This window comes from Blautia sp. MSK.18.38 (genome assembly GCF_024460535.1).
In the GTDB taxonomy this organism is placed as follows: domain Bacteria; phylum Bacillota; class Clostridia; order Lachnospirales; family Lachnospiraceae; genus Blautia_A; species Blautia_A fusiformis.
Genome location: NZ_JANFYP010000011.1, coordinates 80,391 through 105,270, shown reverse-complemented (window position 1 = coordinate 105,270; position 24,880 = coordinate 80,391). Strand labels below are relative to the sequence as shown.

Below are 24,880 nucleotides of genomic sequence, written 5' to 3'. Positions count from 1 at the left end.
TTATTTTGCTTTCGGTACTTCCAGGATCGCACCACGGTTTCCGGATGTTACCATGGAAGCGTATCTTGCCAGATATCCGGTTGTCACCTTCGGCTCTCTTGGCTGCCATTTTTCTCTTCTAGCCTGCATCTCTTCATCTGAAACCTTGATCTCCAGTTTCAGCTCCGGAATATTGATGCTGATGATATCGCCTTCCTCAACCAGTGCGATCGGGCCGCCTACTGCTGCCTCCGGTGATACGTGTCCGATAGCGGCTCCTCTAGATGCACCGCTGAAACGTCCGTCGGTGATCAGGGCTACGGAAGAACCAAGTCCCATTCCCACGATGGCAGATGTAGGGTTCAGCATCTCTCTCATTCCAGGGCCACCCTTTGGTCCCTCATAGCGGATAACCACAACATCCCCCTCTACGATCTTACCGCTCTTGATGGCAACAATTGCGTCATCCTCGCTGTCAAATACACGTGCAGGACCCTCATGTACCAGCATCTCCGGTACAACAGCAGAACGTTTTACAACACCACCATCCGGTGCAAGGTTTCCTTTCAGTACGGCAAGTCCGCCTGTCTTTGTATACGGATTGTCGATCGGGCGGATAACCTCCGGATTCAGGTTTACACAGTTTTTGATATTCTCACCTACTGTTTTTCCGGTTACTGTCATACACTCTGTATGGAGAAGTCCCAGCTTGTTCAGCTCATTCATGACCGCATAGACACCACCGGCCTCATTAAGATCTTCCATGTAGGTCGGGCCTGCCGGTGCAAGGTGGCAAAGGTTCGGGGTCTTCTCACTGATCTCATTTGCAAAGCTGATATCAAAATCCATTCCGATTTCATGTGCGATAGCCGGAAGATGAAGCATACTGTTTGTGGAGCATCCAAGTGCCATATCTACTGTAAGTGCATTTAAAACTGCCTCTTTTGTCATAATGTCTCTTGGGCGGATGTTCCTTCTGTACATTTCCATTACCTGCATTCCTGCATGCTTTGCAAGACGGATACGTTCAGAGTATACTGCCGGGATGGTACCGTTTCCTTTCAGTCCCATACCGAGAACCTCTGTCAGGCAGTTCATGCTGTTCGCAGTGTACATACCGGAACATGATCCGCAGGTCGGGCAGGTTTTGTTCTCGAATTCTTCCAGATCATCTGCTGTGATGGTTCCTGCTGCATAGGATCCTACTGCCTCAAACATACTGGAAAGACTGGTTTTGTGTCCTTTTACATGGCCGGCAAGCATCGGACCGCCGCTTACGAATACAGTAGGAACGTTGATCCTTGCCGCTGCCATCAGAAGGCCAGGTACGTTTTTGTCACAGTTGGGAACCATGACCAGAGCATCGAACTGATGAGCCAGTGCCATGGCCTCTGTGGAATCTGCGATCAGGTCACGTGTTACAAGGGAATATTTCATTCCAACGTGTCCCATTGCGATTCCGTCACATACTGCGATCGCCGGAAATACAACCGGTGTGCCGCCAGCCATTGCAACGCCGAGCTTTACAGCATTTACAATTTTGTCAAGGTTCATATGTCCCGGTACGATCTCGTTATAAGAACTTACGATTCCTACCAGTGGTTTGTCCATTTCTTCCTTTGTCATTCCAAGGGCATTGAACAGGGAACGATGTGGTGCCTGCTGTGTGCCTTTTCTTACGGTATCACTTTTCATTTTTAAGGTCTCTCCTTTTTATTCTTTACGATAGGATCCGGTATCTGTTTATAGACTTCCTCTTCCAGGTACCGGTTTTTTCTGTTCTGTTTCGTTTTCTTCTCTCTGTCCCGCTTTATTTATGCAATGGCATCTGCGATCAGATTGCCCATCTCTTTGGTTCCGACAAGCTTGCATCCGTCAGACATGATATCTCCTGTTCTGTAACCCTCTGTAAGAACCTTCTGTACTGCTGTTTCCACAGCATCTGCTTCTTTATCAAGATCCAGAGAATATCTCAGCATCATAGCAGCGGAAAGAATGGTTGCGATGGGGTTTGCCTTGTTCTGGCCTGCGATATCCGGTGCAGAACCATGGCTCGGCTCATAGAGACCAAGCTTTGTCTCATTTAAGCTTGCGGAGGAAAGCATTCCGATAGAACCGGTCACCATACTTGCCTCATCAGAGAGGATATCTCCGAACATGTTTTCTGTAAGGATAACATCAAACTGCTTCGGATCACGTACCAGCTGCATTGCACAGTTATCAACCAGCATATGCTCCAGTGTTACATCCGGATAATCCTTTGCCACATCCTCCACTACACTTCTCCAGAGTCTGGAAGAATCAAGAACATTGGCTTTATCTACACTTGTAACCTTATTTCTTCTCTTACGTGCGATCTCAAATGCCTTAATGGCAATACGGCGGATCTCATTCTCATTATAAGAAAGAGTATCTACTGCTGTGCGGACTCCGTTCTCCTCAGTAGTCTTTCTTGCTCCGAAGTAAAGACCTCCTGTAAGCTCTCTTACAATGATCATGTCAAAACCATCTCCGATGATCTCATCACGGAGCGGGCATGCATCACGAAGCTCATTGTAAAGATAAGCCGGACGAAGGTTTGCAAACAGGTTCAGCGCCTTACGTATCGCAAGAAGACCTGCCTCCGGGCGTTTGGACGGCTCCAGCTTGTACCACGGGGATGTCTTGGCATCGCCGCCAATGGAACCCATCAGTACTGCATCAGAAGCTTTTGCCTGGGCAATGGCTTCCTCTGTAAGAGGTACTCCGTGAGCATCAATGGATGCCCCTCCTAAAAGAACCTCTGTGTATGAAAATTTATGACTGTATTTCTCACATACTCTGTCTAAAACTTTTTTGGCCTCGGCAACAATCTCCGGACCGATTCCGTCTCCCGGAATCAGGGCAATCTTGTACTCCATTTTATTCACTCCTCCGATTTCCCCTGTGCTGTAAAATTTTAACGCACTGGTGTGGATAATTGTTATTATCATAACGCACTTTTCGACGGATTTCAACCTATTAAATAGATAAAGTTATTTCCGGAATGCAAAAAATAAACGGCAATTCCCTGTTTCTGCCGCCACAGAGACATACTTTCGCACACAGAAAAAAGAAAAACTGCCCTACCATTCCGGTACAGCAGTCTTTCTTTTTTTATCATATTCTGTTTTTCCTGATGATATTCTCAGAATTTCCCGCTGGAACCACCGAAGGTATCACCGGAAGATGAGGTATGGGTGCTGGAACCACCGTTATTATCCTCATTTTTCGGTTTTGCGGATTTTGATACCGTACTGTAGAGGTAAAAATCATTACTTCTGGTCACATTCATACTGCCCTGCCGCACATAAGAAGCCGCCCGATCCTGTTTTCGCACAGTTTTCAGCTTTCTTCTCATATTTCCGGTCACCAGTAATCCTGCCACAAGCCCCACAGCAAGAGCGATCAGCAGGTTTATCCCAACCGCAAAAGGCTCATCCGGAAGGTTTTCCACATCGTATGGCTCTGCCTCATCTGCCTGCGTGATAAAATCATCGCATTCCGTGGCAAACTTATGAAACGCTTCGTTATAATCACCGTCACTTAAATAAGGCTTCACCTGATCCATGATGTAGGACTGTCCGGCATCCGTAAACACTTCTATCGCATATCCGTGTGTTGCAATGGCCCAGTTACGGTCTCCCATATCCAACAGGAATAAAATACCGTCACCATTTTCCCCCTGTCCATATCCATGGTCAATAAAATAATCCTCCGCATACGCCTGGGCTGTTTTTCCCTCAAGACTGTTAACGGTAACGACCACAACATCTACCTGATCCCGCTCACTGATCTCATCCAAAGTACTGCTCAGGCTCTCCTGCTGCTCTGCATCCAGAAGTCCCGCCTGGTCATCCAGACGGCTTACGGTGCCTGCCCATACCGGAAAAGCACATGCCAGACACAAAAGGATCGATATCAAAAATACAGATATTCTTTTTTTCATGGCATCCACCTCCCTACAAAGCCCAGATCAGATACAGGATAATATAAGTGATCACACCCACGACCCCCGTTGTTCCCAGGAACCATCGTGCAAAAGCGTTCTTGTCTGTAGGCAGATTTCCCACAAATTTCCCTGTCTGACCATTCATGGCAAATATGTAATTATCACCCTTCCACTTCGTCTGCAGGATCCATACGGGATATAACGCATATTTCGTTGTCCCGTTATGAAGCCGGATACTGGTATTCTCCGGTACCACACTGGCGTATCCTCTCACCGTATCCCGGAATGCAGCCTCTGTGCTGCGGCGGATACGCTCATTGGCACGTTCCTCACACTCGCTGGCTGTCACATCATATTTATCTGCAAAATATCCAGCCAGATACGCAGTCTGAAAATCCACCGCTTCTTTGAAATCAAAAGGCTCTATAGACTCCATCAGATCATTTTCCATGCTGGCAGAGCCATCCACCGGTACATGATCAAAACCAAGAGAACCACTTCTGTGTACTGCATAATAGCTGGTCTCCGTATAATCATAATCACTATCGCTCCAGAACCGGGTCTTTGTTGCACGGTAACGGATATCTGCATCTGCGTCTGTGTCATACAGCCAAAACGGAACGTAGATGCCCTTAACCTCGCTGATATGATTCTCTGACTTAAATGCTTTCGGCAAAAGCCTCTTACCGGTAAGATGCTTTTTCAGCCTCTCCTTTGCCGCTTTCTTGTCCAGCTTAAACGGGATCACATAATCCGGCTTCAGTGCACCGGACAGCTGCCCGGTCATTACCACCGGACTTCCGCAAAACGGGCAGGCCGTTGCTGCCGTGTTGGCATCTCCCACGATCTCACCGCCACAGGACTTGCACACATAGGTACGCAGCCCCTCACTCTCCCCGTCCTGCCACTCACTGCCGGCCTCATCCGACCAGCTCATATCCTCAGGCTGTTCTTCCTCCACAGTCTGAGCATATTCCGATAACGTACCAACATCAAACTCCGTATCACAAAACGGACACTTCATCTTCTGCACAGAACTGTCAAACTCTATGGAGCCACCACAGCACGGACACTTAAACTCCTGCATCTTCGCCATATATTCACCTCACTTCATCATTCTGTATCCAACAACCGGCAGGAGTTACCCTGCATTTTGCTCCTGACCATCTCTCTTTCTGATCTATACTGCATCCTCCGGTCCGAACGGATCACCGCACTCCGGGCAGAATTTCGGTGGATTCTCCGGATCTGCCGGTTCCCATCCGCACCTGCTGCAACGATACTGCATCTTCTTCTCCGGCTTCTTCGCTCCGCAGTTCATACAGAACTTTCCTTTATTCACCGTACCGCAGGAACAGGTCCAGCTGTCCTCCACCGGACGCGATGCACCACACTCCGGACAGAATTTCCCCGAAGAAACCGCACCACAGCTGCAGGTCCAGGAACCAGCCGCAGCCCCTGCTCCGTTCCCTGCCGGCGAAACCGGCTGCACTGCCTGCTGCTGTACACTCTGCTGCTGCGCCTGCTGCTTCTGGCCCATCTCAAACAACTGCTGCGCATTCAGACCACCTGCATTAGCAGCCATACCCATGCCCATAAAACCAGTCATAGCCCCTGCTGAATTAGAAGCCGCAGCCTTCATAGCATCCGCCTGGGCCCCGGTCAGAGTAGCCGCAGCCATAGCAGGATCACGCATCATAGCCGTACGCTGAGCCTGCTTGATCATCTCGGCATCCTCATCCGGCAATGTCACAGAACCAAGTGCCACACTGACCACCTTAAGCCCACGAAGCTCCTCCCACTTGGCAGAAAGCACCTCATTCATGGCATTCTCCAGCTCCGTATTATGAGTCACGATCTGATTCGGACGCAACTCCAGCTCCGAAAGCCTTCCGAAAGCAGGCTGCAGCGCACTGATAAACTCCGCCTTCAGCTGTCCGTCCAGCTCCTCTCTGGTATACTCCCGCTCCACATTTCCACACACATTCGTATAAAAAAGAAGGGGATCCGCAATCCTGTAGGAATAAACACCATGACACCTCACAGCCACATCCACATCCAGCCCGATCCTGGAATCCACAACCCGGAACGGGATCGGATTAGCAGTACCAAACTTGTTATCCACAAGCTCCTTAGTATTAAAATAATACACCCTCTGATCCTTACCCGTATCACCGCCAAAAGCAAACCTCTTCCCGATCGTATCAAAGGTCTTCCTGATTCCGTCACCCAGACTACCTGAAAAAATACTCGGCTCCGTAGAAGCATCATACGTATACTCTCCCGGATCCGCACAAACCTCAACAACCTTTCCCTGCTCCACGATCATCATACACTGACCATCCGCCACAGCGATCCCGCTGCCGCTGGAAATAATATTATCACTCCCATGCTTATTGGAAGACCTGGAAGAAGACCTCTTCATCCCCTTCACAACCATCACTTCTTTATCCATAGCCTCACAGTAAAAAAACTCCTTCCACTGATCCGCCAACGTACCACCCGCTGCACCCACAGCCGCTCTGATAAGACCCATAAATCCAACCCCTTTCTGAAAATTCATTCTTATTTACAATTTTACGATATTCCAAAGCCATCGTCACTCTCATTTCTGATAGTAACATCATTATTACACGAATTTTACCAAAAATCCACTTATTTCTATACAATATTACAATTGTCATATTCCCATCACATCCACACTCCCAGCACATCCACACAGTCCGTCTGCGCTGGCATCAAAGGCTATTCTCCCATCACATCCGCAATTCTAGCACATCCGCAACCCCAGGCTGACAGCGCAGCGCCTCAGCCGTCCCCCCAACCCAACACAAACTCAGCCATTGCAGTCGTCCAGCGCAGCGCTGACGACCCACAACCAACCGTCAAACGACACTATTTCTCACCGGAAGCACCAGCCGGGGAAGGGGATGCTGGATGGCTCTGCTTCTGCAGGAGGGGAGCTGATTCTTGGACGGCGGGAATCTGCGTTGTTTTTCAAAAGTCCGCTGTCTGAGCGGCAGCAGGCCGCGAGTTCGGACTTTTTAAAAACGCTTTTAGCAGATTTCCGGCGTCCTAGAAGCCAGCCCCCGACGAAGCCGCAGACCAGCCAGCATCCCCTTCCCCGGCGTCCCTTCATCCGTTCGTTCGTCCATTCGTCCACATACAAATACAAAAAAAGACACCACGTCACAAAAAACGCAGTGCCTCTCTCATATTCAAGTTATTGCGAAAAAAGCATCAAGCAGAAGCCTGATCAGCCTTCTCAACCTCAGCAATCGCCTGCTTCCTCATAGGAATACGGCAATTCTTATTATTACCAAACTCAACAATAACATCTTCCTCAGTCATATCAATAACAACACCATAAAAACCACTGGTAGTAACAACACTGTCACCAACCTCCATGCTGTTCAACATAGTCTGAGTTCTCTTCTGCTCCTTCTTCTGCGGACGGATCATCATAAAATACATAATTCCAAACAGAACTACAATCCAGACAATACCAAGACCCGCGCTAAGTCCGCCAGCTGCCGCTGTAGATGATGCGATCATTTCAAATTCCTCCTGCTAAAAACAAATAATCTGCGGTACCCCCGCCGTTACTGACCTCTAAAAGTGTCACTTCGTACTATCATACACAAAAACCAAAAAACCTTCAAGAGTTTTCTTATAAAATCAAAGTAATTTACACAAATTTTATAAATAAAACTTACCGGTTCCCGTTGATCCTGCCTTCCTCAAAGCCTTCCAGACGCATCTTCTTATAAGCCGCAAAATTCCCTGCATCCAGCGCATCCCTGATCTCTTCCATCATATGATTATAGAAATACAGATTATGCAGAACACAAAGCCTCATGCCAAGCATCTCCTTCGCCTTCAGAAGATGACGGATATACGCTCTGCTGTAATGACGGCAGGTCGGGCACTGGCACTCCTCATCGATCGGTTTGGAATCCAGCTCATACTTTGCATTAAAAAGATTCATCTTGCCATGGTTGGTATACACGTGACCATGACGGCCGTTACGGCTGGGATATACACAGTCAAAAAAGTCAATACCACGCTCAACCCCCTCCAGGATATTGGCCGGGGTACCAACCCCCATAAGATACGTCGGCTTGTTCTGCGGCAAATGCGGAACCACCTCATCCAGGATCCGGTACATCTCCTCATGACTTTCACCAACTGCAAGGCCGCCCACTGCATAGCCGTCCAGATCCATCTCCGCGATAGCCTGGGCATGCTCAATACGGATATCTTCATAAACAGCCCCCTGGTTAATGCCAAAAAGAAGCTGGTTCTTGTTAATGGTATCCGGCAGACTGTTCAGACGAGCCATCTCATCCTTGCATCTTTTAAGCCAGCGTGTTGTACGCGCTACCGATTTCTGTACATAATCCCTGTCTGCCACACTGCTTGGGCACTCATCAAAGGCCATTGCAATGGTAGAGGCCAGATTTGACTGGATCTGCATGCTCTGCTCCGGTCCCATAAAAATCTTATGACCATCGATATGAGAGTTAAAATACACGCCCTCTTCCTTGATCTTACGAAGCTTCGCCAGCGAAAATACCTGGAATCCGCCGGAATCGGTAAGGATCGGTCTGTCCCAGTTCATAAATTCATGAAGACCTCCCAGCTGCTTTACCACCTTGTCTCCAGGGCGCACATGAAGATGATAGGTATTGGACAGCTCTACCTGTGTACCGATCTCATGAAGATCCACAGTGGAAACTGCACCTTTAATTGCTGCAATTGTTCCTACATTCATAAAAACAGGAGTCTGGATCGTTCCGTGGACCGTCTTAAACTCGCCCCTTTTCGCTCTTCCTTCTGTTGTGATCAGTTTATATTCTGCCATTTCATTTCCCTTCTAAAAACATTTTAAAGTTGTCTCTGCCCGGCATCTGCGTCGCAGATACAGCCATAACCAGCTGCCGATGCAAATATCTTTCAAAACTTTTAGTCAATATCATAACACATTTTTTTCTTTACGGCTACTGATTGTTAAACTTTTACATTGCCATTTTTTAAACGATATCGTATAATATAGAATATTCGCTTAAAAATCCTTTATAATAAGAAGAAACAACTCCCATCTGACAGAAATGTCAGAGTCGGGCAACCCCTGTATAGATACAACGAGGAGGAAATCAATTTTTTATGAAGAAACACACACTTGGAATTGACATTGGTTCCACCACTGTTAAGATTGCGATCTTAGACGAAAACGATACGCTTGTCTTCTCCGACTATGAGAGACATTTTGCAAATATCCAGGAAACCCTTGCAGATCTTCTTCAGAAAGCTGAGGATCAGCTTGGTGAACTGACACTCTGTCCGGTCATTACAGGTTCCGGCGGACTGACACTTGCCAATCATCTGGAAGTACCTTTTGTACAGGAGGTTATCGCCGTATCCACTTCCCTGCAGAAGCTGGCACCAAAGACGGATGTTGCTATCGAGCTTGGAGGCGAGGATGCCAAGATCATCTATTTCGAAAACGGAAATGTAGAGCAGCGTATGAATGGCATCTGTGCCGGCGGTACCGGTTCCTTCATTGACCAGATGGCATCTCTGCTCCAGACCGATGCACCAGGTCTTAATGAATACGCCAAACATTACAAGGCACTTTATCCCATTGCGGCACGTTGCGGTGTTTTCGCAAAAACAGATATCCAGCCACTGATCAACGACGGAGCAACTAAGGAAGACCTTTCTGCCTCCATTTTCCAGGCAGTTGTCAACCAAACCATTTCCGGTCTTGCCTGCGGTAAACCGATCCGCGGACACGTTGCCTTCCTTGGCGGGCCTCTTCACTTCCTTTCTGAGCTGAAGACTGCTTTTATCCGAACCCTGAAGCTGGATGATGAACATATTATCGCACCGGACAACTCTCATCTGTTCGCAGCCATCGGCTCCGCCCTGAATGCAAAGCAGGATGTTACCGTTTCCCTGACTGAACTGAAGGAACGCATGCGGACTACCATCAAGCTGGATTTTGAGGTAGAACGTATGGAGCCGCTTTTTGCCACAGAGGACGACTACCAGGCTTTCCATGACCGTCAGAGTGCCTACAGGGTAAAAACCGGAGATCTTTCCACCTATAAGGGAAAATGCTTCCTGGGGATCGACGCCGGTTCTACCACAACAAAAACCGCGCTGGTAAGCGAAGACGGAACTCTTCTTTATTCCTTCTACAGCAGTAACAACGGAAACCCGCTGAAAACCACCATCAACTCCATCAAGGAGATTTACAGCCTTCTTCCGGAAGATGCAGAAATTGCTTTTTCCTGCTCCACCGGTTACGGCGAAGCCCTGATCAAAGCGGCACTTCTTCTTGACGAAGGTGAAGTCGAAACCGTTTCCCATTATTACGCAGCTGCTTTCTTTGATCCTGAAGTAGACTGCATCCTGGATATCGGCGGTCAGGATATGAAATGTATCAAGATCCGTAACCAGACTGTTGACAGTGTACAGCTCAACGAAGCATGTTCCTCAGGCTGCGGTTCCTTTATCGAAACCTTTGCAAAATCTCTGAACTACACAGTACAGGACTTTGCAAAAGCAGCTCTTTTTGCAAAACATCCCATTGATCTTGGAACACGCTGTACTGTATTTATGAATTCCAAAGTTAAGCAGGCCCAGAAGGAAGGCGCTGAGGTTTCCGATATCTCCGCTGGTCTTGCCTACTCCGTTATCAAAAACGCCCTCTACAAGGTTATCAAGGTTTCCGATGCTTCCGAGCTTGGCAAGCACATCGTTGTACAGGGTGGTACCTTCTATAATGACGCAGTTCTCCGCAGCTTTGAGAAGATTGCCAACTGCCAGGCCATCCGCCCGGATATCGCCGGGATCATGGGTGCTTTCGGTGCTGCTCTAATCGCAAGGGAGCGCTATCAGGAGGGTGAAAAAACCTCCATGCTTTCCATCGATCAGATCAACAGCCTCCAGTACACCACCTCCATGGCAAACTGCCGCGGATGTACCAACAACTGCCGTCTGACCATCAACAAATTCTCCGGCGGCCGTAAATACATCAGCGGAAACCGCTGTGAGCGCGGACTTGGAAAAGAAAAGAACAAGGATCATATCCCGAACCTTTTCGATTACAAATATAAGAGGCTCTTTTCCTATGAACCACTTTCCGCAGATAAGGCTACCCGTGGACAGGTTGGTATCCCACGTGTTCTGAACATGTTTGAAAATTACCCGTTCTGGTATACCTTCTTTACAGAGCTGAAATACCAGGTGGTACTTTCTCCTACTTCCACACGTAAGATCTACGAGCTGGGTATCGAATCCATCCCAAGTGAATCCGAATGCTACCCGGCCAAGCTTGCTCACGGACATGTCACATGGCTGATCCGTAACGGTGTGAAGTTTATCTTCTACCCATGCATCCCTTACGAACGCAACGAGTTCCCGGATGCGGTCAACCATTATAACTGCCCGATTGTTACTTCCTATGCGGAAAATATCAAGAACAATGTGGACGAGCTCAGTGATCCGTCCATCACCTTCCGCAACCCGTTCCTGGCATTTACTTCCGAGGATATCCTGACAAACCGCCTTGTGGAAGAATTCCAGGATATTCCTGCCGCCGAGGTCAAAGCTGCTGCCCATAAGGCCTGGGAAGAACTTGCAGCCGTACATACGGATATCCAGAAAAAGGGTGAGGAAACCCTGCAGTACCTGAAAGAAACCGGCCGCCGCGGAATCGTTCTTGCAGGCCGTCCATACCATATTGACCCGGAAATCCACCACGGTATCCCGGATATGATCAACAGCTACGGAATCGCCGTATTTACCGAAGACTCCGTTGCACACCTTGGACATCTGGAGCGTCCCATCCGTGTCAACGACCAGTGGATGTATCACTCCCGTCTCTACTCTGCCGCAAATTTTGTAAAAACAAGAGAGGATCTGGATCTGATCCAGCTGAATTCCTTCGGATGCGGACTTGATGCCGTTACCACCGATGAGGTTTATGAGATCCTGGATGGAAGTGACAAGATCTACACCTGCCTGAAGATCGATGAGGTCAACAACCTGGGTGCGGCAAGGATCCGTATCCGTTCCCTGATCGCTGCTATCCGTGCAAAACAGGCACAGAATAAAAAAAGGAACATCAAGCCGGCTTCCATTGAGAAGATATCCTTTACCAAGCAGATGCGTAAGGAGTACACCATTCTCTGCCCGCAGATGTCTCCATTCCACTTCGGAATCTTTGAGGCTGCTTTTAAAGCATCCGGCTATAACCTGGAAGTCCTCCCCAACGACAACAAGCATGCTGTTGATGTGGGTCTTAAATATGTAAACAACGATGCCTGCTATCCGTCCCTGATGGTTGTGGGACAGATCATGGATGCTCTTCTTTCCGGCAAATATGACCTGAACAAAACTGCAGTCATCATGTCTCAGACAGGCGGCGGCTGCCGTGCCTCCAACTATATCGCATTCATCCGCCGTGCTCTGAAAAAAGCCGGCATGGAACAGATTCCGGTTATCTCCCTCAACTTAAGCGGACTGGAGAGCAACCCTGGCTTTAAGCTGACACTGCCGCTGATCAGGCGCATCGTTTACGGTGCCGTATTCGGTGATATCCTGATGAAATGCGTATATCGCATGCGTCCTTACGAGCTGGAAAAGGGTATCGTAAACCGCAAACACAAAATCTGGGAGCAACGCGTCATTGCCTTCGTAACAGGCAGCAGCGTCAGCCATGGTACCTTCAAAAAAATGTGCCGTGAGATGGTCCATGATTTTGATACGATCCCGATCTCCGATGAGAAAAAACCTCGCGTTGGTATCGTAGGTGAGATCCTTGTCAAGTTCCTGCCTGCTGCCAACAACCACCTGGCAGATCTTCTGGAGGCAGAGGGGGCAGAACCGGTTGTTCCGGATCTTATCGACTTTATCTGCTACTGCTTCTACAACCAGAATTTCAAGGTTGAAAAGCTTGGATTCAAGAAATCCAAGGCAACCATTGCAAATCTTGGTCTCAGAGCCATCGACTGGCTGAGAAAAACAGCAAATGAGGCCCTGGAGCAGAGCCGCCACTTTACACCGGCCGCAGATATCCGTGATCTTGCAAAAATGGCTGCGCCCATCGTTTCTGCCGGAAATCAAACCGGTGAAGGATGGTTCCTGACCGGAGAGATGATGGAACTCATCCACGGCGGTGTCCCGAACATCGTCTGCATCCAGCCTTTTGGATGCCTGCCGAACCACATCGTAGGAAAAGGTGTCATCAAGGAAGTTCGCCGTGAGCATCCGGAAGCCAACATTGTTGCCATCGACTACGATCCAGGTGCCAGCGAAGTAAATCAGCTGAACAGGATCAAGCTTATGCTTTCCACAGCACAGAAGAATCTGCATAAAGACGATAAAAAAGACGCATAACAAGAAATGCAGGTTACAAACATCTTTTTCCCAAAAAACAAATTCAAAGCTGCACAGCCGCAGGATCCCTGCCGGCTGTGCAGCTCTTTTTATTTCAGATATGATTCCTGTCAGATAGATTTTTTCTCTGATCCATCACTCTTCACAGGAGGCTTTGCACGGAGCATCAAAGCTCGGGTTAAAGGCATAGAAATTCTTGGCATCCAGCTGCTCCTGCACGGATCTCAGTGCTTCACCGAAACGCTGGAAATGGACTACCTCTCTTGCCCGAAGGAAACGGATGGGATCTGCAACCTCCGGGATATTTTTCACCACCCGGAGGATATTATCGTAGGTGGAGCGTGCCTTCTGTTCTGCTGCCAGATCTTCAAACAGATCCGTGATCGGATCACCCTTACTCTGAAATTCGCAGGCATTAAATGGCACTCCACCTGCAGCCTGCGGCCAGATTCCCACCGTGTGGTCAATATAATACGGCCCAAGTCCGCTGTTCTCGATTTCTTCCATAGAAAGATCCTTTGTCAGCTGATGGACAATGGTAGACACGATTTCCAAATGTGCCAGTTCTTCTGTTCCCACATCATTGAGCACTGCCGCGACCATCCGGTTCGGTGCGGTAAAACGCTGGGAAAGATACCGCATGGAAGCTCCTATTTCTCCGTCCGGCCCACCTGAGTACAATAACAGATAATTTAACTTTCCGAATGATGATACAATCTGTCCGGCAGATGGGTACCTGCCGGGAACTTTTTATATAAGGAAACTATTTTGTATTGGCCTTCACATGTTCGATCACCTTTTTCCAGGAATCAATACCGCAGGTTCCATTTGCCTTTACGCCTGTGTTTTTCTGGAAAACTTTCAGGGATGTTTCTGTATCGTCTCCGAAATTGCCATCCACAGTAACACCAAGTACAGACTGCAGCACAGAAACTGCAACGCCGGAATTCCCTTTCCGGATGATTGGAAGCTGGGTCTCAAACTTTCCCGTCAGAACTACTGCCTTTTTTGAAGTCTGTACCGGATACACTGCTTTTCCGTTCCAGTCATAGATGGTGTACCCCTGTTTCCACTCTTTCTTTGCATTCTCAAGGCTCTTGTATGCTCCGATCTGGCTCTTGCTGTCAGCCCAGGACTTTCTTGTGCGATAATACTTATCTACCGTCGGTGTGGCGGTCTTAGCTCCGATCAGCTGCTTGAACCGGTTCCAGTCACCTTTTGCACGCCTGGCATTGTGTAACCATATAATCTGCTGCATCGCTTGTCCTTGCCATATCAATCCCACCTTTCCTCTGTCAGAGTTTCTTTCTTCTCTGGTTTCCTGTATCCATGCACTGCCTCATGGCAGTCGTGACACAGACTGACCAGGTTCCTTTTCCGTACACCATGCCACTCATACCATATCTCCAGTGCCATATCCGGATGTTTCCTCACGTAGTTCACGTGATGCACGGTCGTTGCCGGTGTGTATTTGTGATGTTCTCTGCATCTCTGACACTCACTGTGATCCATCTTCAATACCTGCTTCCGGATCTGTTTCCATCGTGTCCACGTGTAGAATCTATGTATGTCGTTCTCCACGCACCAGCGCGTAAATTCTTTTTCCTGTTCTGTCATTCTTCTTCAACAGCAAAGAGCACCCGGATCATTCCGAGTGCTCTTCGTTCATTTTGTCTGTAAATTCTTTCATCATTTTCATTAGTTGTCCTGCCTGGCTGACGTTTGCTTTCCTGCAGGCTTCGGCGTATTGTTCTGCTATATCCCGTTTCAGTTTATAGCTCTTTGATATCCATCCGGCTTTGTCCTGATATTTCTTTGACGCTACCGTCTGTGGCTTCGGATTACCTGTTGGCACTGTTATCCCTCCGTTTCCGGATGAGATAATACACCAATTTGGCTAAACCGATCGCTACAAAGAATATTCCCAGTTTCCACAGCATACTTTACACAGATGAGTTATTGTGTTATATTTTGTTTAAGAGAAGGGCTTTCGCCCCTCTCTGCTAATTTAATAGCTTATCGAGAATCAGTAGAATGATTCCGATGACCAAGTCCGTTATCGCTCCGAGTAGCCAGCTCTTTAAGTCGATATCGGACTTTTTCTTTTCCGGATGCTTCCGGTTCTTGTTACTCATCTGTTTCTCACCTCCTTATATTTATATTATACAATATGGTGCACCATATGTCAAGTAATATCATAAAAGCACCTAACATAATGTCAGATGCTTTACAGAGGTGTGCTATTGGCCAGATATGGGTATATCTGATCGGAATGGCAGGATTCGAACCTGCGACCTCACTTTTGTAGTGCGCTCTTCCACCTGAGCTACGTTCCGAAACCACTGTCTGTGGGTTGACAGTGGAATTTGCGAAAGGAGGATTTCATTTATTTTTCCTGAAATCCATTGTAATAATAACACAGATATTGTGTGTACTTCCATGTACTCTTTTCAGATTTTAAAATTTTGTAATGCTCGACCATGAATCTTATGTATCCATTTCCAGCTATAATTCATCTTCAAGGCTACTTCCTCCCATTTCAGTCCTGTTATATATCTCAATCTCAGCACTTCCTGTTCATCCTCATTTTCCATCTGTTTGATTTGCCTTTCAATCTTCTGATAACATCTGGCTTTTTCCAGGCGTTCTACCTTCAGGAGCTCGATCTGCTCATCCAGAATAGCTATGTAGTCTGACAGATCGGACTGGTTGCTGCCTTTTGGCATCCCGTCATTGGCCACGGCAGGGAACATCTTGTCTGCCCTCAGTCTCTGGATCTCGTCAAGGATATCTTTTTCTCTCTTCACTGCTCTTCGATAGGATTTCAGATATTCTTTTTTCTCTTCGTTTTCTTTCTGGATTTCTGTTTCCACTGGTATCCTCCCCTTTCGATGCTTTTAGTCGGGAGCATACACGTTCCCGGCTTTCTCTGCATTTCTTTTATTTATCCGCGATCACGGCATCGGCTCCCTGGACTGTAACCCAGCCATTTTTGTAATGTGCTTCTGCTTCCTTCATTTTGATCAATTCATCTGTAATGGATGCACTGAGTTCTTTATTAGCCTCTGCCTGTGCTTTTGCCTTGGTTTTTGTGTTTTCTGCTTCAGCTGCTGCTTTAACCTTAGCTTTCTTTGCGTCTGCCTCTGCCTTGGTCAGTTCGATCTGAGCGTCCGCTTCTGCCTGGAGCTTCTCTGTTTCCTTCTGGACTTTTACTTTTTCCTGCTCTGCCTGCGCCTGCTGTTTTTCCTGCAGGGCAGTAACACGATTATCAATGGCCTGTTTCAGCTTTTTATCCGGATGCACGTCCACGATGGAAGCATCCAGGACTTCAATGCCGTATTTTTTATGAAAATCTTTGTTAAGATATTCCGTGATAGCGTTATTCAGCTCAGATCTGTTTCCGGAATAGATGTCCATCATTGAATAATCGGTTGTAACTTCAGAAATCTTTGACTTCAAAACAGTTTTGACACGGTTTTCGATAATATCTTCCCCGTCCATTCCCTTGAAACGTTTGTATGTATCAATCACTGTATCTGGATCGTATCGGTAACTCATCTGGAAAGATACTGTAATGCTGGCATCGTCTGATGTGGCTACTTTGAAAGAATCATCCTCTTTACTGCCATCCCTTTTGTCCTTTGTGAGAACGAGGATCTCATTGCTGGTACTGAATTCTTTTACTTTGTTCATCGGTGCGATAAAATGCATTCCCGTGGTGAGTACTGTGTCCTGTACTCCATCTTTATAGTTGTAGACGATACCAACTTTACCTGTGCCGATAAAATCCATTCTTGATACAGTGTATCCTCCGCCAAGAACTGCTACTGCTGCCACGATTCCGATAATAATCTTACTTTTCATTTTTGTTCTCCTTTTCTTTGATAGCTTCTTTTACTTTGTTATATGTTTCATCTTCAATCTCGAATTTCTTCTGCTGCCGCCTGATCGACAGGATCACTCTGCTTCCAATCCAGGCCAGCACCAGGGCTGCGATTCCGAACACCATACCGGAACCAAGAAATATTACCCACATTGTTCTCACCTCCTCTGTGGCCATTCTTTTCCCGTTTTCTTATCTCTCAGGCCCATGATTTCCAGTCCATGGAGCCCCGCCACAGCATTTAAGGCGCAGCTGACATTATAGATGTATGTCGGCATCCGGCCTGCTGCCTGGACTGCCTTACCAGCTGTCGGATCTGGATAACCTTCATTGTTCTTGTAGCTCATTTCACACCTTCTTTCATTTCCGCAAGTCTTTCTTCTGCATCCTCTCGGCTAGAAAATATGATTTGCTTGACTTTACCAGCCTTTATGTAGTGAATCGTGTTTCCTGTCAAATACGGATAGTGTATCTCCTGCCAGTCTTCTGGAGGAAGATTTGATGTACCTGGGCAGTGCTGGTACAGGATGCAGTTACTGCAGGTTCCATCTTCACTGGCCGGCTGGCTTCTACAGAACTGGATCAGTGTGTTGTATGCTGCCAGTGCCAGCTCTGGAGTAATGTCCAACTTCTTTTCATGTTTCTTCATTCTGGGTTTCTCTGCCTTCCGATACCGGTCACAGTGGTCTCCGTCTTCTACAAGGATTCCTTTACGATCACAAAGACCATCGTCGTTATCGATACAGTTTTTGCATGTCTTCATACCTTTCCTCCTTACGATATCCTGATTGCTCTGTTTACCCGGCGCTGGCCTTTTGGCCTGGGTGTGAAAATCTCTTTTTCTTTACATTCCATCGGACTGCAGCCCCTTGGGTGACCTGTGATCAAAAGATATTCGCAGAACCTGGAACCAGTCGTGTTTGTGTCTCCGCCTCTGGAAAAATACAGGCATTTCTCGCAATGTTTCTTTTTGTTATGATTAATCTCTCTTTCTGTCAGTTCTGACCATTTCTTCATCATTCTCTCCTGACGGACCTAAAAAGTTTCGTCCGAACACTTCCATAAATTTTGCGTGATCATATCTCTTTTCAAATTCTCTCTGTGCCATGCGCTGCATCTCATGCCGGATCCGGGCGTTGTTGTGTACAGCCTCCGGGCCGTAGATGTGATGATCATTGCACAGGTATACTTTCAGACCATATTCCTCGGAGTTCTTCCGGTTTGGTCCTCCGAACACATGATGCTCATCAAGGATCCTGTGTTCATTCCAGTTATCGTGAAGCGCAACACAGAGATAGCAGGTCCGGCTGCTCTTGTCATGCAGGATGCTGGCTGGATGGCGCATTCTCTTTTTCTTACTTTTTTGTTTTGGAAATAACATTTCTGCCCCTTCCCGGGGAGGTCAGGGCCTCCCCTTATGTAGTTGTGATATATTTGGATTTTCAAAAACACCCTTTACTCAATCCATGGACGTCCTTTTTTGTCCACTTTTCCACGCAGCCATTCTTCCCAGAAGCTGATCTCTCGTAACCTGGAGAATGGTATGCTTCCAAAGGTCCGCATTGCTGCTGCCACGTAATCCGCCCAGCCGTATAATGTGAGCGTTTCAAGATATTCTTTCCGGGTTATTGCTTTTTCCGGAATAGCTTCCGGAATAGTTTCATTGTTTTCCGGTACTGGGTCGGACTTCTGTTCTTCTTTATGGATCCCCGGTACAGAATCTTCTGGTTTCTTCGGGATATCTGGTTCTTGCACCGGTTCCGGCATATATTCCGGATGCTGATCGATACTGTCCTGTCCAGGAATCTGTTCTTCCTGTTGCGCCGGCGCAATCTCTGGTTTTTCCATCACCTTCTCCGCCGAAATATCCCCATGTACATTCCCGATGTTTTTACCGCTATGCTCTGGCATTTTCGGTTCCACAGGTTCTTCCTGCTTCTGGGCTGTTGTTCCCTCGTCCGGCAGTACCCCGAAGCATTTCTCCCAGGTATGGGCCCCTGCATCGTACTCATCGAACAGGCTATGCACAACATCGAGGAAATATCGATATGTGATATCCACCGGCGTCTCTCCGAACACCTTGACCATGATCCCTTTTGTTTCCTCGTAAAACATCAGATACACAGTGCCTTTCCGGTAACTCCTGCTGCCGGACGGGCTGATCATCTCTGCCAGGTCTTTTGGTTCCATAATTGAGCTGTACACTGCGTTGAGGATATCTTTATTCTCCCTGCAAAACTCCTGTATCGTTGCTTTCAGCTTTTCTTCCGGGCTTTTTGCATCCTTCCAGTCAAGCAGCCGGGCCGGATCTGCTTCATTTTCTTTTTCAAACCTCTGGAATTCTCTAATATCCTCCCTTTTCACTTCCGGCGTGAACATCTGCCGGTCTGCTTCCTGGACCTGCAGGAGTTCGGTCAGCTGCGAGAACTTAAATTCCCGGTACTGTTCTTTCAATTCCGGTGTATCCCCATCTGTAGAATATGTTTCATATACGTTCATAAAACGGCTTACACCGGTCCTGGTCATTCCATATTCTGCGGCCGCAAATTCGGCTATGCTGCTGTATCCGTCATTTTTATAAGCACCTGACCGGTCGATCCTCGTCAGCTGCCATCCGATCCGGACAAAACTCTTTACGATACCCCCAAGATTATTTTTGATGTCATTTTTACTCTGGATGTATTCATCCATGCTCAGCTGTACATATTCCATGCTTTCCTCCTTATGCGGTCACTGACTTTATCTGATCTTTTTCCTTTAATGCTTTTATGTATCTTCTCAGATGCCTTTCTATCCTGATTTCATCTGGCTTTGTATCCCGGATCCCATACCACTGTAGGATCTTTGTCCCGCAGATCTCTATTGTGATATACGGTGTTTCCGGCGCTAACTTTGAACGCAGGAAAAGGATCGTGCTCCGGCCGGTGTTATGCTTATTCAGATAGCTGTCCCCGCCGACGCAATGATGGAGGATCCTTCCTTCTGCAACGATCTCTTCTGCTGATCTTGCCGGCCGTATCAGATAATCCTCGTCTTCGTAAATATATTGATTCCTCAGACCCCTGTAGTTCTTTCGGATGTCCGGATATTTTTCGCTAACTGCCTGCTCTCTCTTGCGGATCTCTTCCGCATTTGTCTCAATGACCATCTGGTCATGGGCAAGCCTCAGGTCTCTCGGAAAAAGGAAAATCTGGTTATGCAGGTCATACCCCCTCTGTATCCGCATATGCAGATAATCCACATAAGTGCGGGTTACGCCGCTTACAGCACCTGCTGCCCTTCCACACATGGGTTCCTGCATAGTATCAGGGATCTCACACCCGGAATACTGCTCTATCCTGTGCATGAATTTTGCTACTGTGGTATATTTCAATATTTCTTTCAGATCGTTCTGCCGTACCTGGCTTTCCGCAAGGAATATGCTTTCCTGTACTGTCACGTGGAGTCCCATCCGTTTCTCCATCTGCCACACTTTCAGATAGTCAGGGTTTCCCTGCAAGGTCTTCAGGTCCCTGAGCCTTCTTTTATAGATTCCAAGAAAACATTCCGGCTTTATGGCATCCTTGTCTGCTATGATCCCGCAGTAGCCCTCTACTATGGATTCCGCTATATGATGTAATCCCATTTTCACAAACATCTCTATCTGCGGCCATTGGATATATCTTTCGAGGTATTCTTTCAAGTTGTACATGGTCTTATGTTTTCCATACATCTCTGCTGCCGAATATCTCAGGAATGTGGTCCGGAGTTCTTTGTAGCTTTCCGGATATATCTTTGCTGCTTTGATCGAAATGTTGTTCATTCCGCACAAATTGCAGTCATCCCAGAATTCTCCGGAGTAAGAACTAAATTTATGATAATCTGTCTGTGGCCTTTTTCCTTTTTCCAGGTAAGTTCTTGCGATCTCAGTTATGATCATCTTTTCGCCTGCGCCTGTCATGATCTCTTTTTCATCCAGGTAAGTATCCAGTCTGTATATCTTTTCTATCTCCACGTATCTGATCACTGCTCCATCGTCCTTATATCTCTGTGCAATAAAGCAGTTCATCCCATGCCCCCATACTCCTTTGGTCTTTCCCTGGGCTTTATATATACCTGTAGCACCACAATGAGGGCACGTTCCCACCGAATCATGTTGCGGGACCGGGATTATCTTTTCAAACTGTCCCTCGTAGGTGTCTTTGCTTCTGACCGCTGCCTCCGTCACCTGTCCGCATGCAGAGCAGGCTATATCCGCATATCTTCCATGGCGCTTGTAGTACAGGAAGCGTTCTGTTCCGATGCCTGTTTTTTTCGCCCAGTCTTCCAGCCCTTTCGGAAGCGGCGGGGTGTTCTGTTCCCGTTCTTTAAGCCTGTCCGCACGTTTGTCTTCCCTTTTCTGGACTCTTTGCGCTTTGATGTTATAGATCAGACTCTGCAGGGCACCTACCCAGGTGGTGTATTTCCGTTCCCACGTATCTCCGGCAAACTTCCACACTATATCTCCCTGAGACCTAGCCATATAACACTTGTTGTCTCTTTTTTTGCAGTTACTGCCGATCTTTTCCCTTTCTTCATCCAGCCCTGCTGCTGACCAGACACCTGCATCCGGATAATACAAGCCCCAGTCCTTCTGGGTAAACACCATCCGGATCCACGGGGTCTGCAGCTCCTGTTTTTTGTTTTCGTAAACTTCAACAAACAGATGGTTCTCTCCACGGATATCCTGCAAAAATGCAACTGCTGTGTTACGATACTGTTTGTCTGCCCTGACACCGCCCCGGAATGGGATCTTTTCTATCTCCTTTTTCTTCATTTCCTGCTACCTCCCAGATAGTAATCGCGGATCAGTTTTTTTGCAGTACCCATGTCTGGGTCTCCGAAGGTCACTTTTCCGGCGTTGACTCCTGCAGCCTTTATGATCTCCTTGTCCACAGGCACCTGGTTCTTAAAGGCATACTTCAAAATCTCTGCGATGCACTGCTTCAGGCTCTTTCCCTTCTTGCGGACCTGGTGTGCGACCATCTCATCCTCCATACAGAGCCCACGGATATACTCCACCCAGTCATTCATCAGACCGGCCAGTTTCAGAGATCCGCATTCCACATCCAGTTTCCCCATGGCGGCCGTCACAGCATCGCAAAGATACGGGATATCACCGGACTGATACATCTCAACATAGTCTTCCGGGATGCCATTCTCCTGCGCCATCACTTTCAGGCTCTGGATATCTCCTTCATTCAGCAGGTTCTCTGCAAGCTCGTTGATCTCCCTGCAGCTGCTCATCTCTCCAAATCTTTCGAACATTTACATCTTCTCCTTTCGTTTTTTCATAGCTTCCTGAAGCCAGTTTGAGTAACTATGCTTCCCGGCTTTTGCTGTTAATGTTAAGCGATGCTCTTCTATCAGCTCCCAGATCCTTTTCCAGAGTTCTGCGTTCCCAATCCTGGTGCCTCTGGCATCTTCCCAATTGGCTGCTGCCATTTCCGGAAGTTTCCGGATACGGGAGACCACATAAACATCTTCTGTATGGACGCAGACATTGCTTGTCTTTCTGATCCGCGATAATGCTGCCACCAGATTTTGAAGGGTTGCACTATGGTATGTTCCAGAAATACATTGGAACCCTTCTGCTGTTTTAATTGCGCCGGCGCAAATCGTTTCCAGGATATATGCACATTTTCTCTCTGTATTCTTCTGGGCCTTGCTGTCTGCCTCCAGATATATGTCTACTTTCCACATGTCAATCCCTTCTATTCCCTGTTCTGACCAGTATGTAATGCCGGTATGCGTAGCCTGTCACCTTGTTTTTCCCATGTTTTACTGAACCAGGAACAATCGCCCATCCCTTTGGTGGTTTCGGATCTCTCGGTATCCCCTGCCTGTCCACCAGGCTCCGTTTCTTTATCTCTTCTTTCTCCGGATCCTTGCGGATCAGGTTTCTGGATGGGTGGTACCGTTTCAGGTCCTCTGGCTCATGTTCTTTTAACGGCTTGGTTATGTATTCTGCCAGTTCTCCGGAATCTACGTCATATACTCTCTTCGTCTGTGCATGGCCATGGTTCCATAACATTTCCACTAGAAGCCCTGTATCTGTCTCATTGTTTGATTTCCGGTTGACCAGGATATGTACGTGGGGTCCGCCCTGCTTTCCAATCTCCAAGCGGTATATGTACTTCAACTCCCATCCATATTTTTTATACTTGTCCCGGAGCTTTCGAATGAATTTTGACATATCTTTCTGCATCTGTTTCCAGGGCGGCCGTGAGCCTTTCTTGTACGTCAGCGTGAACCAGTAATCTCCTATTCCGAAATTCCATTTAATCAGACGGCGGACATCCCGTTCCCTTTTCCATTGGTTCTGTTTAGCGATCTCTTCCGGAGTGGCTTTTCTCCTCTTCTGTCTTTTCTGTCCCCTGGCTCCATATCTGCCCGTATGCTTTTCTTCAACTTCCCTGGTGTTCCCACAGTCCCAGATCCATCTTATATATCCACACCTCATAAGCAATCCTTGTCCTATCTCTAATACGTTTAATCAAGCCTGTAAGGGGATTCATACCCCAAAAATAAATACGGGCTTTTCACCCGTGCCGCTTGACTGTTCTCCTCCCAGATGCTATGATGATGTTGAACGTTTACATCTGGGATTTTTCCCTTTGCCAGCACACTGCTATGTGCTGGCATTTTTTATCTTCGTTTCTTATACCCCGTCCCGACCACGGCCACAAACGCCACCTGCCAGAACAATCCTACCATCAGGAGCATCTCTGCCGGGCTTCTCCACTGCCAGAACGGCAGATTTGCCACCGGGAGGGCTATACACAGGGATATGATCGCATCTCGTTTCATTTCTTGCCTCTTTTCTTATGTTCTTCATCCACCAGAGGGCTGAGCTCTGCAAGTTCCTTCTCGATCTGGTTCAATTCCAGGCCGTATTCCGGTTTCCAGTCCACTCCACTGTGGTTCAGGATCTGTGTCCGTCTGTTTACCAGCTCTATGTATCTGCTTACCTGCTGTGCTGTCATGTGTTCCTCCTTTATGCTGTCTTTTCGTAGTTCATTCCTTCCAGGGCTTCTTTTACACGCCGGAGGATCAACTCCGACGCTTCTTCTTTTGTGAGCTCTCTTTTTTCTCCGTTTACCTGGATTCTTGTGATAAATTCAATATCTTTCATGTTTATCACCTCTGTTATATCTTATGAATGTATTGATTTTTGTGTTTATAAAATTTTCACTACTTTGTCGAACGCTTTTTCTTGCAGTTTCGACGGTGTGCTCCTATTCTGTATATACAGGACACTGCCATGCCTGAGTAAAATGAAAGGAGCGATTTCTATGGAAAAAATCACAACCAATGATCTTCGCGAACATCTTGACCATTATTCCGCAGAGTTTCAAAAAATGATCAATAATCCTTCTATTCCACCTGAATATCAGAGTCTTTTTGACACTCTTTCCAGGAATTGTCACTATATGTTCTCTGAAATTATTGATTATCTAAATCAGGCCGAATAGCATCTGATTCTTTTTCTGTACCGCCTACCTCAAATTCAATTTTTGTTGGCATGTGGTACAGAATCTTTCCAGCTTCATCAATCAGCTTTTTTGCTTTTTCCAGATCCTGTAGCACTTCTGTTTTTCCTCTTATATTAATCAGCATTT

Annotated in this window: 26 protein-coding genes, 1 tRNA gene and 1 pseudogene; 1 reads left to right on the top strand and 27 read right to left on the bottom strand. The window is 47.2% G+C overall.

Translation table 11 applies throughout. The features are described 5' to 3' along the window. The 7 genes from ilvD to tgt all read right to left on the bottom strand — a co-directional run bounded on the left by ilvD (position 1) and on the right by tgt (position 8,813). Entirely contained in the window at positions 1-1,674 is a 1,674-nt protein-coding gene (gene ilvD / locus NE638_RS08890; protein WP_092068317.1) for a dihydroxy-acid dehydratase, read from the bottom strand. A gap of 119 nt (positions 1,675-1,793) precedes the next feature. Then, a complete protein-coding gene (gene leuB, locus NE638_RS08885; RefSeq protein WP_173746050.1) occupies positions 1,794-2,879 on the bottom strand; it encodes a 3-isopropylmalate dehydrogenase in 1,086 nt (361 codons plus the stop codon). Positions 2,880-3,145: 266 nt separating this feature from the next. Continuing rightward, a complete protein-coding gene (locus tag NE638_RS08880) occupies positions 3,146-3,946 on the bottom strand; it encodes a TPM domain-containing protein (protein ID WP_021651410.1) in 801 nt (266 codons plus the stop codon). 13 nt (positions 3,947-3,959) lie between these two features. Continuing rightward, complete coding sequence (locus NE638_RS08875; protein ID WP_022426084.1) at positions 3,960-5,045, bottom strand: hypothetical protein; 1,086 nt, start codon at positions 5,043-5,045, stop codon at positions 3,960-3,962. A gap of 84 nt (positions 5,046-5,129) precedes the next feature. Continuing rightward, complete coding sequence (locus NE638_RS08870) at positions 5,130-6,485, bottom strand: SPFH domain-containing protein (protein WP_173746049.1); 1,356 nt, start codon at positions 6,483-6,485, stop codon at positions 5,130-5,132. 704 nt (positions 6,486-7,189) lie between these two features. Next, positions 7,190-7,504, bottom strand: a complete 315-nt coding sequence (gene yajC / locus NE638_RS08865) for a preprotein translocase subunit YajC (RefSeq protein WP_015527154.1) — start codon at positions 7,502-7,504, stop codon at positions 7,190-7,192. A 157-nt stretch (positions 7,505-7,661) separates the two neighbouring features. Continuing rightward, the gene (tgt, locus tag NE638_RS08860; protein WP_015527155.1) at positions 7,662-8,813 is read right to left on the bottom strand and encodes a tRNA guanosine(34) transglycosylase Tgt; all 1,152 of its coding nucleotides are present in this window, start codon (positions 8,811-8,813) and stop codon (positions 7,662-7,664) included. Positions 8,814-9,115: 302 nt separating this feature from the next. Between tgt and NE638_RS08855 the strand changes: the two genes are divergently transcribed. Continuing rightward, positions 9,116-13,357: a 2-hydroxyacyl-CoA dehydratase gene (locus NE638_RS08855; protein WP_173746048.1), complete on the top strand. Its 4,242-nt coding sequence runs from the start codon at positions 9,116-9,118 to the stop codon at positions 13,355-13,357. 135 nt (positions 13,358-13,492) lie between these two features. On the opposite strand, the pseudogene NE638_RS08850 reads toward NE638_RS08855, so the two are convergent. The 20 genes and pseudogenes from NE638_RS08850 to NE638_RS08755 all read right to left on the bottom strand — a co-directional run. Further along, positions 13,493-14,032, bottom strand: a pseudogene (locus NE638_RS08850) (manganese catalase family protein); the annotation flags it as partial. A gap of 88 nt (positions 14,033-14,120) precedes the next feature. Then, positions 14,121-14,615 (bottom strand): peptidoglycan-binding domain-containing protein, encoded by a 495-nt coding sequence (locus tag NE638_RS08845; protein ID WP_244094814.1) that lies wholly within the window; start codon positions 14,613-14,615, stop codon positions 14,121-14,123. Between the two features lie 17 nt (positions 14,616-14,632). Further along, positions 14,633-14,974: a DUF2625 family protein gene (locus NE638_RS08840; protein WP_059085971.1), complete on the bottom strand. Its 342-nt coding sequence runs from the start codon at positions 14,972-14,974 to the stop codon at positions 14,633-14,635. Between the two features lie 28 nt (positions 14,975-15,002). Next, positions 15,003-15,212, bottom strand: coding sequence for a hypothetical protein (locus NE638_RS08835; protein ID WP_059085972.1), 210 nt, complete (start codon positions 15,210-15,212; stop codon positions 15,003-15,005). Positions 15,213-15,624: 412 nt separating this feature from the next. Then, positions 15,625-15,693 (bottom strand) — tRNA-Leu (locus NE638_RS08830). 114 nt (positions 15,694-15,807) lie between these two features. Further along, positions 15,808-16,230 carry a sigma factor-like helix-turn-helix DNA-binding protein gene (locus NE638_RS08825; protein ID WP_059085973.1) on the bottom strand — a complete coding sequence of 141 codons (423 nt, stop codon included), beginning with the start codon at positions 16,228-16,230 and terminating at the stop codon, positions 15,808-15,810. Between the two features lie 67 nt (positions 16,231-16,297). Continuing rightward, positions 16,298-17,221: an SPFH domain-containing protein gene (locus NE638_RS08820; RefSeq protein ID WP_059085974.1), complete on the bottom strand. Its 924-nt coding sequence runs from the start codon at positions 17,219-17,221 to the stop codon at positions 16,298-16,300. Beyond that, on the bottom strand, positions 17,211-17,393 hold the full coding sequence (locus NE638_RS08815) for a hypothetical protein (protein ID WP_059085975.1): 183 nt from the start codon (positions 17,391-17,393) through the stop codon (positions 17,211-17,213). Before NE638_RS08815 ends, NE638_RS08820 begins: the two co-directional genes overlap by 11 nt. A 5-nt stretch (positions 17,394-17,398) precedes the next feature. Next, positions 17,399-17,587 carry a hypothetical protein gene (locus tag NE638_RS08810; RefSeq protein WP_059085976.1) on the bottom strand — a complete coding sequence of 63 codons (189 nt, stop codon included), beginning with the start codon at positions 17,585-17,587 and terminating at the stop codon, positions 17,399-17,401. Next, positions 17,584-18,003, bottom strand: coding sequence for a hypothetical protein (locus tag NE638_RS08805; protein WP_059085977.1), 420 nt, complete (start codon positions 18,001-18,003; stop codon positions 17,584-17,586). The genes NE638_RS08810 and NE638_RS08805 overlap by 4 nt, the downstream gene beginning before the upstream one ends. A gap of 216 nt (positions 18,004-18,219) precedes the next feature. Continuing rightward, positions 18,220-18,621 (bottom strand): hypothetical protein, encoded by a 402-nt coding sequence (locus tag NE638_RS08800; protein ID WP_059085979.1) that lies wholly within the window; start codon positions 18,619-18,621, stop codon positions 18,220-18,222. A 74-nt stretch (positions 18,622-18,695) separates the two neighbouring features. Next, positions 18,696-19,952: a hypothetical protein gene (locus NE638_RS08795; protein WP_059085980.1), complete on the bottom strand. Its 1,257-nt coding sequence runs from the start codon at positions 19,950-19,952 to the stop codon at positions 18,696-18,698. A gap of 10 nt (positions 19,953-19,962) precedes the next feature. Beyond that, complete coding sequence (locus NE638_RS08790; RefSeq protein WP_173746047.1) at positions 19,963-22,035, bottom strand: PcfJ domain-containing protein; 2,073 nt, start codon at positions 22,033-22,035, stop codon at positions 19,963-19,965. After that, complete coding sequence (locus tag NE638_RS08785) at positions 22,032-22,526, bottom strand: hypothetical protein (protein ID WP_173746046.1); 495 nt, start codon at positions 22,524-22,526, stop codon at positions 22,032-22,034. Before NE638_RS08785 ends, NE638_RS08790 begins: the two co-directional genes overlap by 4 nt. After that, positions 22,527-22,961 (bottom strand): hypothetical protein, encoded by a 435-nt coding sequence (locus NE638_RS08780; RefSeq protein ID WP_059085983.1) that lies wholly within the window; start codon positions 22,959-22,961, stop codon positions 22,527-22,529. It lies immediately after the preceding gene. A gap of 1 nt (position 22,962) precedes the next feature. Beyond that, positions 22,963-23,721 (bottom strand): rolling circle replication-associated protein, encoded by a 759-nt coding sequence (locus NE638_RS08775; protein ID WP_173746045.1) that lies wholly within the window; start codon positions 23,719-23,721, stop codon positions 22,963-22,965. A 185-nt stretch (positions 23,722-23,906) separates the two neighbouring features. Beyond that, the gene (locus NE638_RS08770) at positions 23,907-24,068 is read right to left on the bottom strand and encodes a hypothetical protein (protein ID WP_173746044.1); all 162 of its coding nucleotides are present in this window, start codon (positions 24,066-24,068) and stop codon (positions 23,907-23,909) included. Beyond that, positions 24,065-24,244, bottom strand: a complete 180-nt coding sequence (locus NE638_RS08765; RefSeq protein ID WP_059085985.1) for a hypothetical protein — start codon at positions 24,242-24,244, stop codon at positions 24,065-24,067. The genes NE638_RS08770 and NE638_RS08765 overlap by 4 nt, the downstream gene beginning before the upstream one ends. A gap of 11 nt (positions 24,245-24,255) precedes the next feature. Further along, positions 24,256-24,393, bottom strand: coding sequence for a hypothetical protein (locus NE638_RS08760; RefSeq protein WP_173746043.1), 138 nt, complete (start codon positions 24,391-24,393; stop codon positions 24,256-24,258). A 311-nt stretch (positions 24,394-24,704) separates the two neighbouring features. Next, on the bottom strand, positions 24,705-24,878 hold the full coding sequence (locus NE638_RS08755) for a hypothetical protein (RefSeq protein WP_173746042.1): 174 nt from the start codon (positions 24,876-24,878) through the stop codon (positions 24,705-24,707). Positions 24,879-24,880 lie beyond the last annotated feature (2 nt).

Coding starts and splice junctions, on each gene's coding strand:
- ilvD (WP_092068317.1), bottom strand. CDS start 1,674: ATGAAAAGTGATACCGTAAGAAAAGGCACACAGCAGGCACCACATCGT.
- leuB (WP_173746050.1), bottom strand. CDS start 2,879: ATGGAGTACAAGATTGCCCTGATTCCGGGAGACGGAATCGGTCCGGAG.
- NE638_RS08880 (WP_021651410.1), bottom strand. CDS start 3,946: ATGAAAAAAAGAATATCTGTATTTTTGATATCGATCCTTTTGTGTCTG.
- NE638_RS08875 (WP_022426084.1), bottom strand. CDS start 5,045: ATGGCGAAGATGCAGGAGTTTAAGTGTCCGTGCTGTGGTGGCTCCATA.
- NE638_RS08870 (WP_173746049.1), bottom strand. CDS start 6,485: ATGGGTCTTATCAGAGCGGCTGTGGGTGCAGCGGGTGGTACGTTGGCG.
- yajC (WP_015527154.1), bottom strand. CDS start 7,504: ATGATCGCATCATCTACAGCGGCAGCTGGCGGACTTAGCGCGGGTCTT.
- tgt (WP_015527155.1), bottom strand. CDS start 8,813: ATGGCAGAATATAAACTGATCACAACAGAAGGAAGAGCGAAAAGGGGC.
- NE638_RS08855 (WP_173746048.1), top strand. CDS start 9,116: ATGAAGAAACACACACTTGGAATTGACATTGGTTCCACCACTGTTAAG.
- NE638_RS08845 (WP_244094814.1), bottom strand. CDS start 14,615: ATGCAGCAGATTATATGGTTACACAATGCCAGGCGTGCAAAAGGTGAC.
- NE638_RS08840 (WP_059085971.1), bottom strand. CDS start 14,974: ATGACAGAACAGGAAAAAGAATTTACGCGCTGGTGCGTGGAGAACGAC.
- NE638_RS08820 (WP_059085974.1), bottom strand. CDS start 17,221: ATGAAAAGTAAGATTATTATCGGAATCGTGGCAGCAGTAGCAGTTCTT.
- NE638_RS08815 (WP_059085975.1), bottom strand. CDS start 17,393: ATGTGGGTAATATTTCTTGGTTCCGGTATGGTGTTCGGAATCGCAGCC.
- NE638_RS08810 (WP_059085976.1), bottom strand. CDS start 17,587: ATGAGCTACAAGAACAATGAAGGTTATCCAGATCCGACAGCTGGTAAG.
- NE638_RS08805 (WP_059085977.1), bottom strand. CDS start 18,003: ATGAAGACATGCAAAAACTGTATCGATAACGACGATGGTCTTTGTGAT.
- NE638_RS08800 (WP_059085979.1), bottom strand. CDS start 18,621: ATGTTATTTCCAAAACAAAAAAGTAAGAAAAAGAGAATGCGCCATCCA.
- NE638_RS08795 (WP_059085980.1), bottom strand. CDS start 19,952: ATGGAATATGTACAGCTGAGCATGGATGAATACATCCAGAGTAAAAAT.
- NE638_RS08790 (WP_173746047.1), bottom strand. CDS start 22,035: ATGAAGAAAAAGGAGATAGAAAAGATCCCATTCCGGGGCGGTGTCAGG.
- NE638_RS08785 (WP_173746046.1), bottom strand. CDS start 22,526: ATGTTCGAAAGATTTGGAGAGATGAGCAGCTGCAGGGAGATCAACGAG.
- NE638_RS08780 (WP_059085983.1), bottom strand. CDS start 22,961: ATGTGGAAAGTAGACATATATCTGGAGGCAGACAGCAAGGCCCAGAAG.
- NE638_RS08775 (WP_173746045.1), bottom strand. CDS start 23,721: ATGAGGTGTGGATATATAAGATGGATCTGGGACTGTGGGAACACCAGG.
- NE638_RS08770 (WP_173746044.1), bottom strand. CDS start 24,068: ATGAAACGAGATGCGATCATATCCCTGTGTATAGCCCTCCCGGTGGCA.
- NE638_RS08765 (WP_059085985.1), bottom strand. CDS start 24,244: ATGACAGCACAGCAGGTAAGCAGATACATAGAGCTGGTAAACAGACGG.
- NE638_RS08760 (WP_173746043.1), bottom strand. CDS start 24,393: ATGAAAGATATTGAATTTATCACAAGAATCCAGGTAAACGGAGAAAAA.
- NE638_RS08755 (WP_173746042.1), bottom strand. CDS start 24,878: ATGCTGATTAATATAAGAGGAAAAACAGAAGTGCTACAGGATCTGGAA.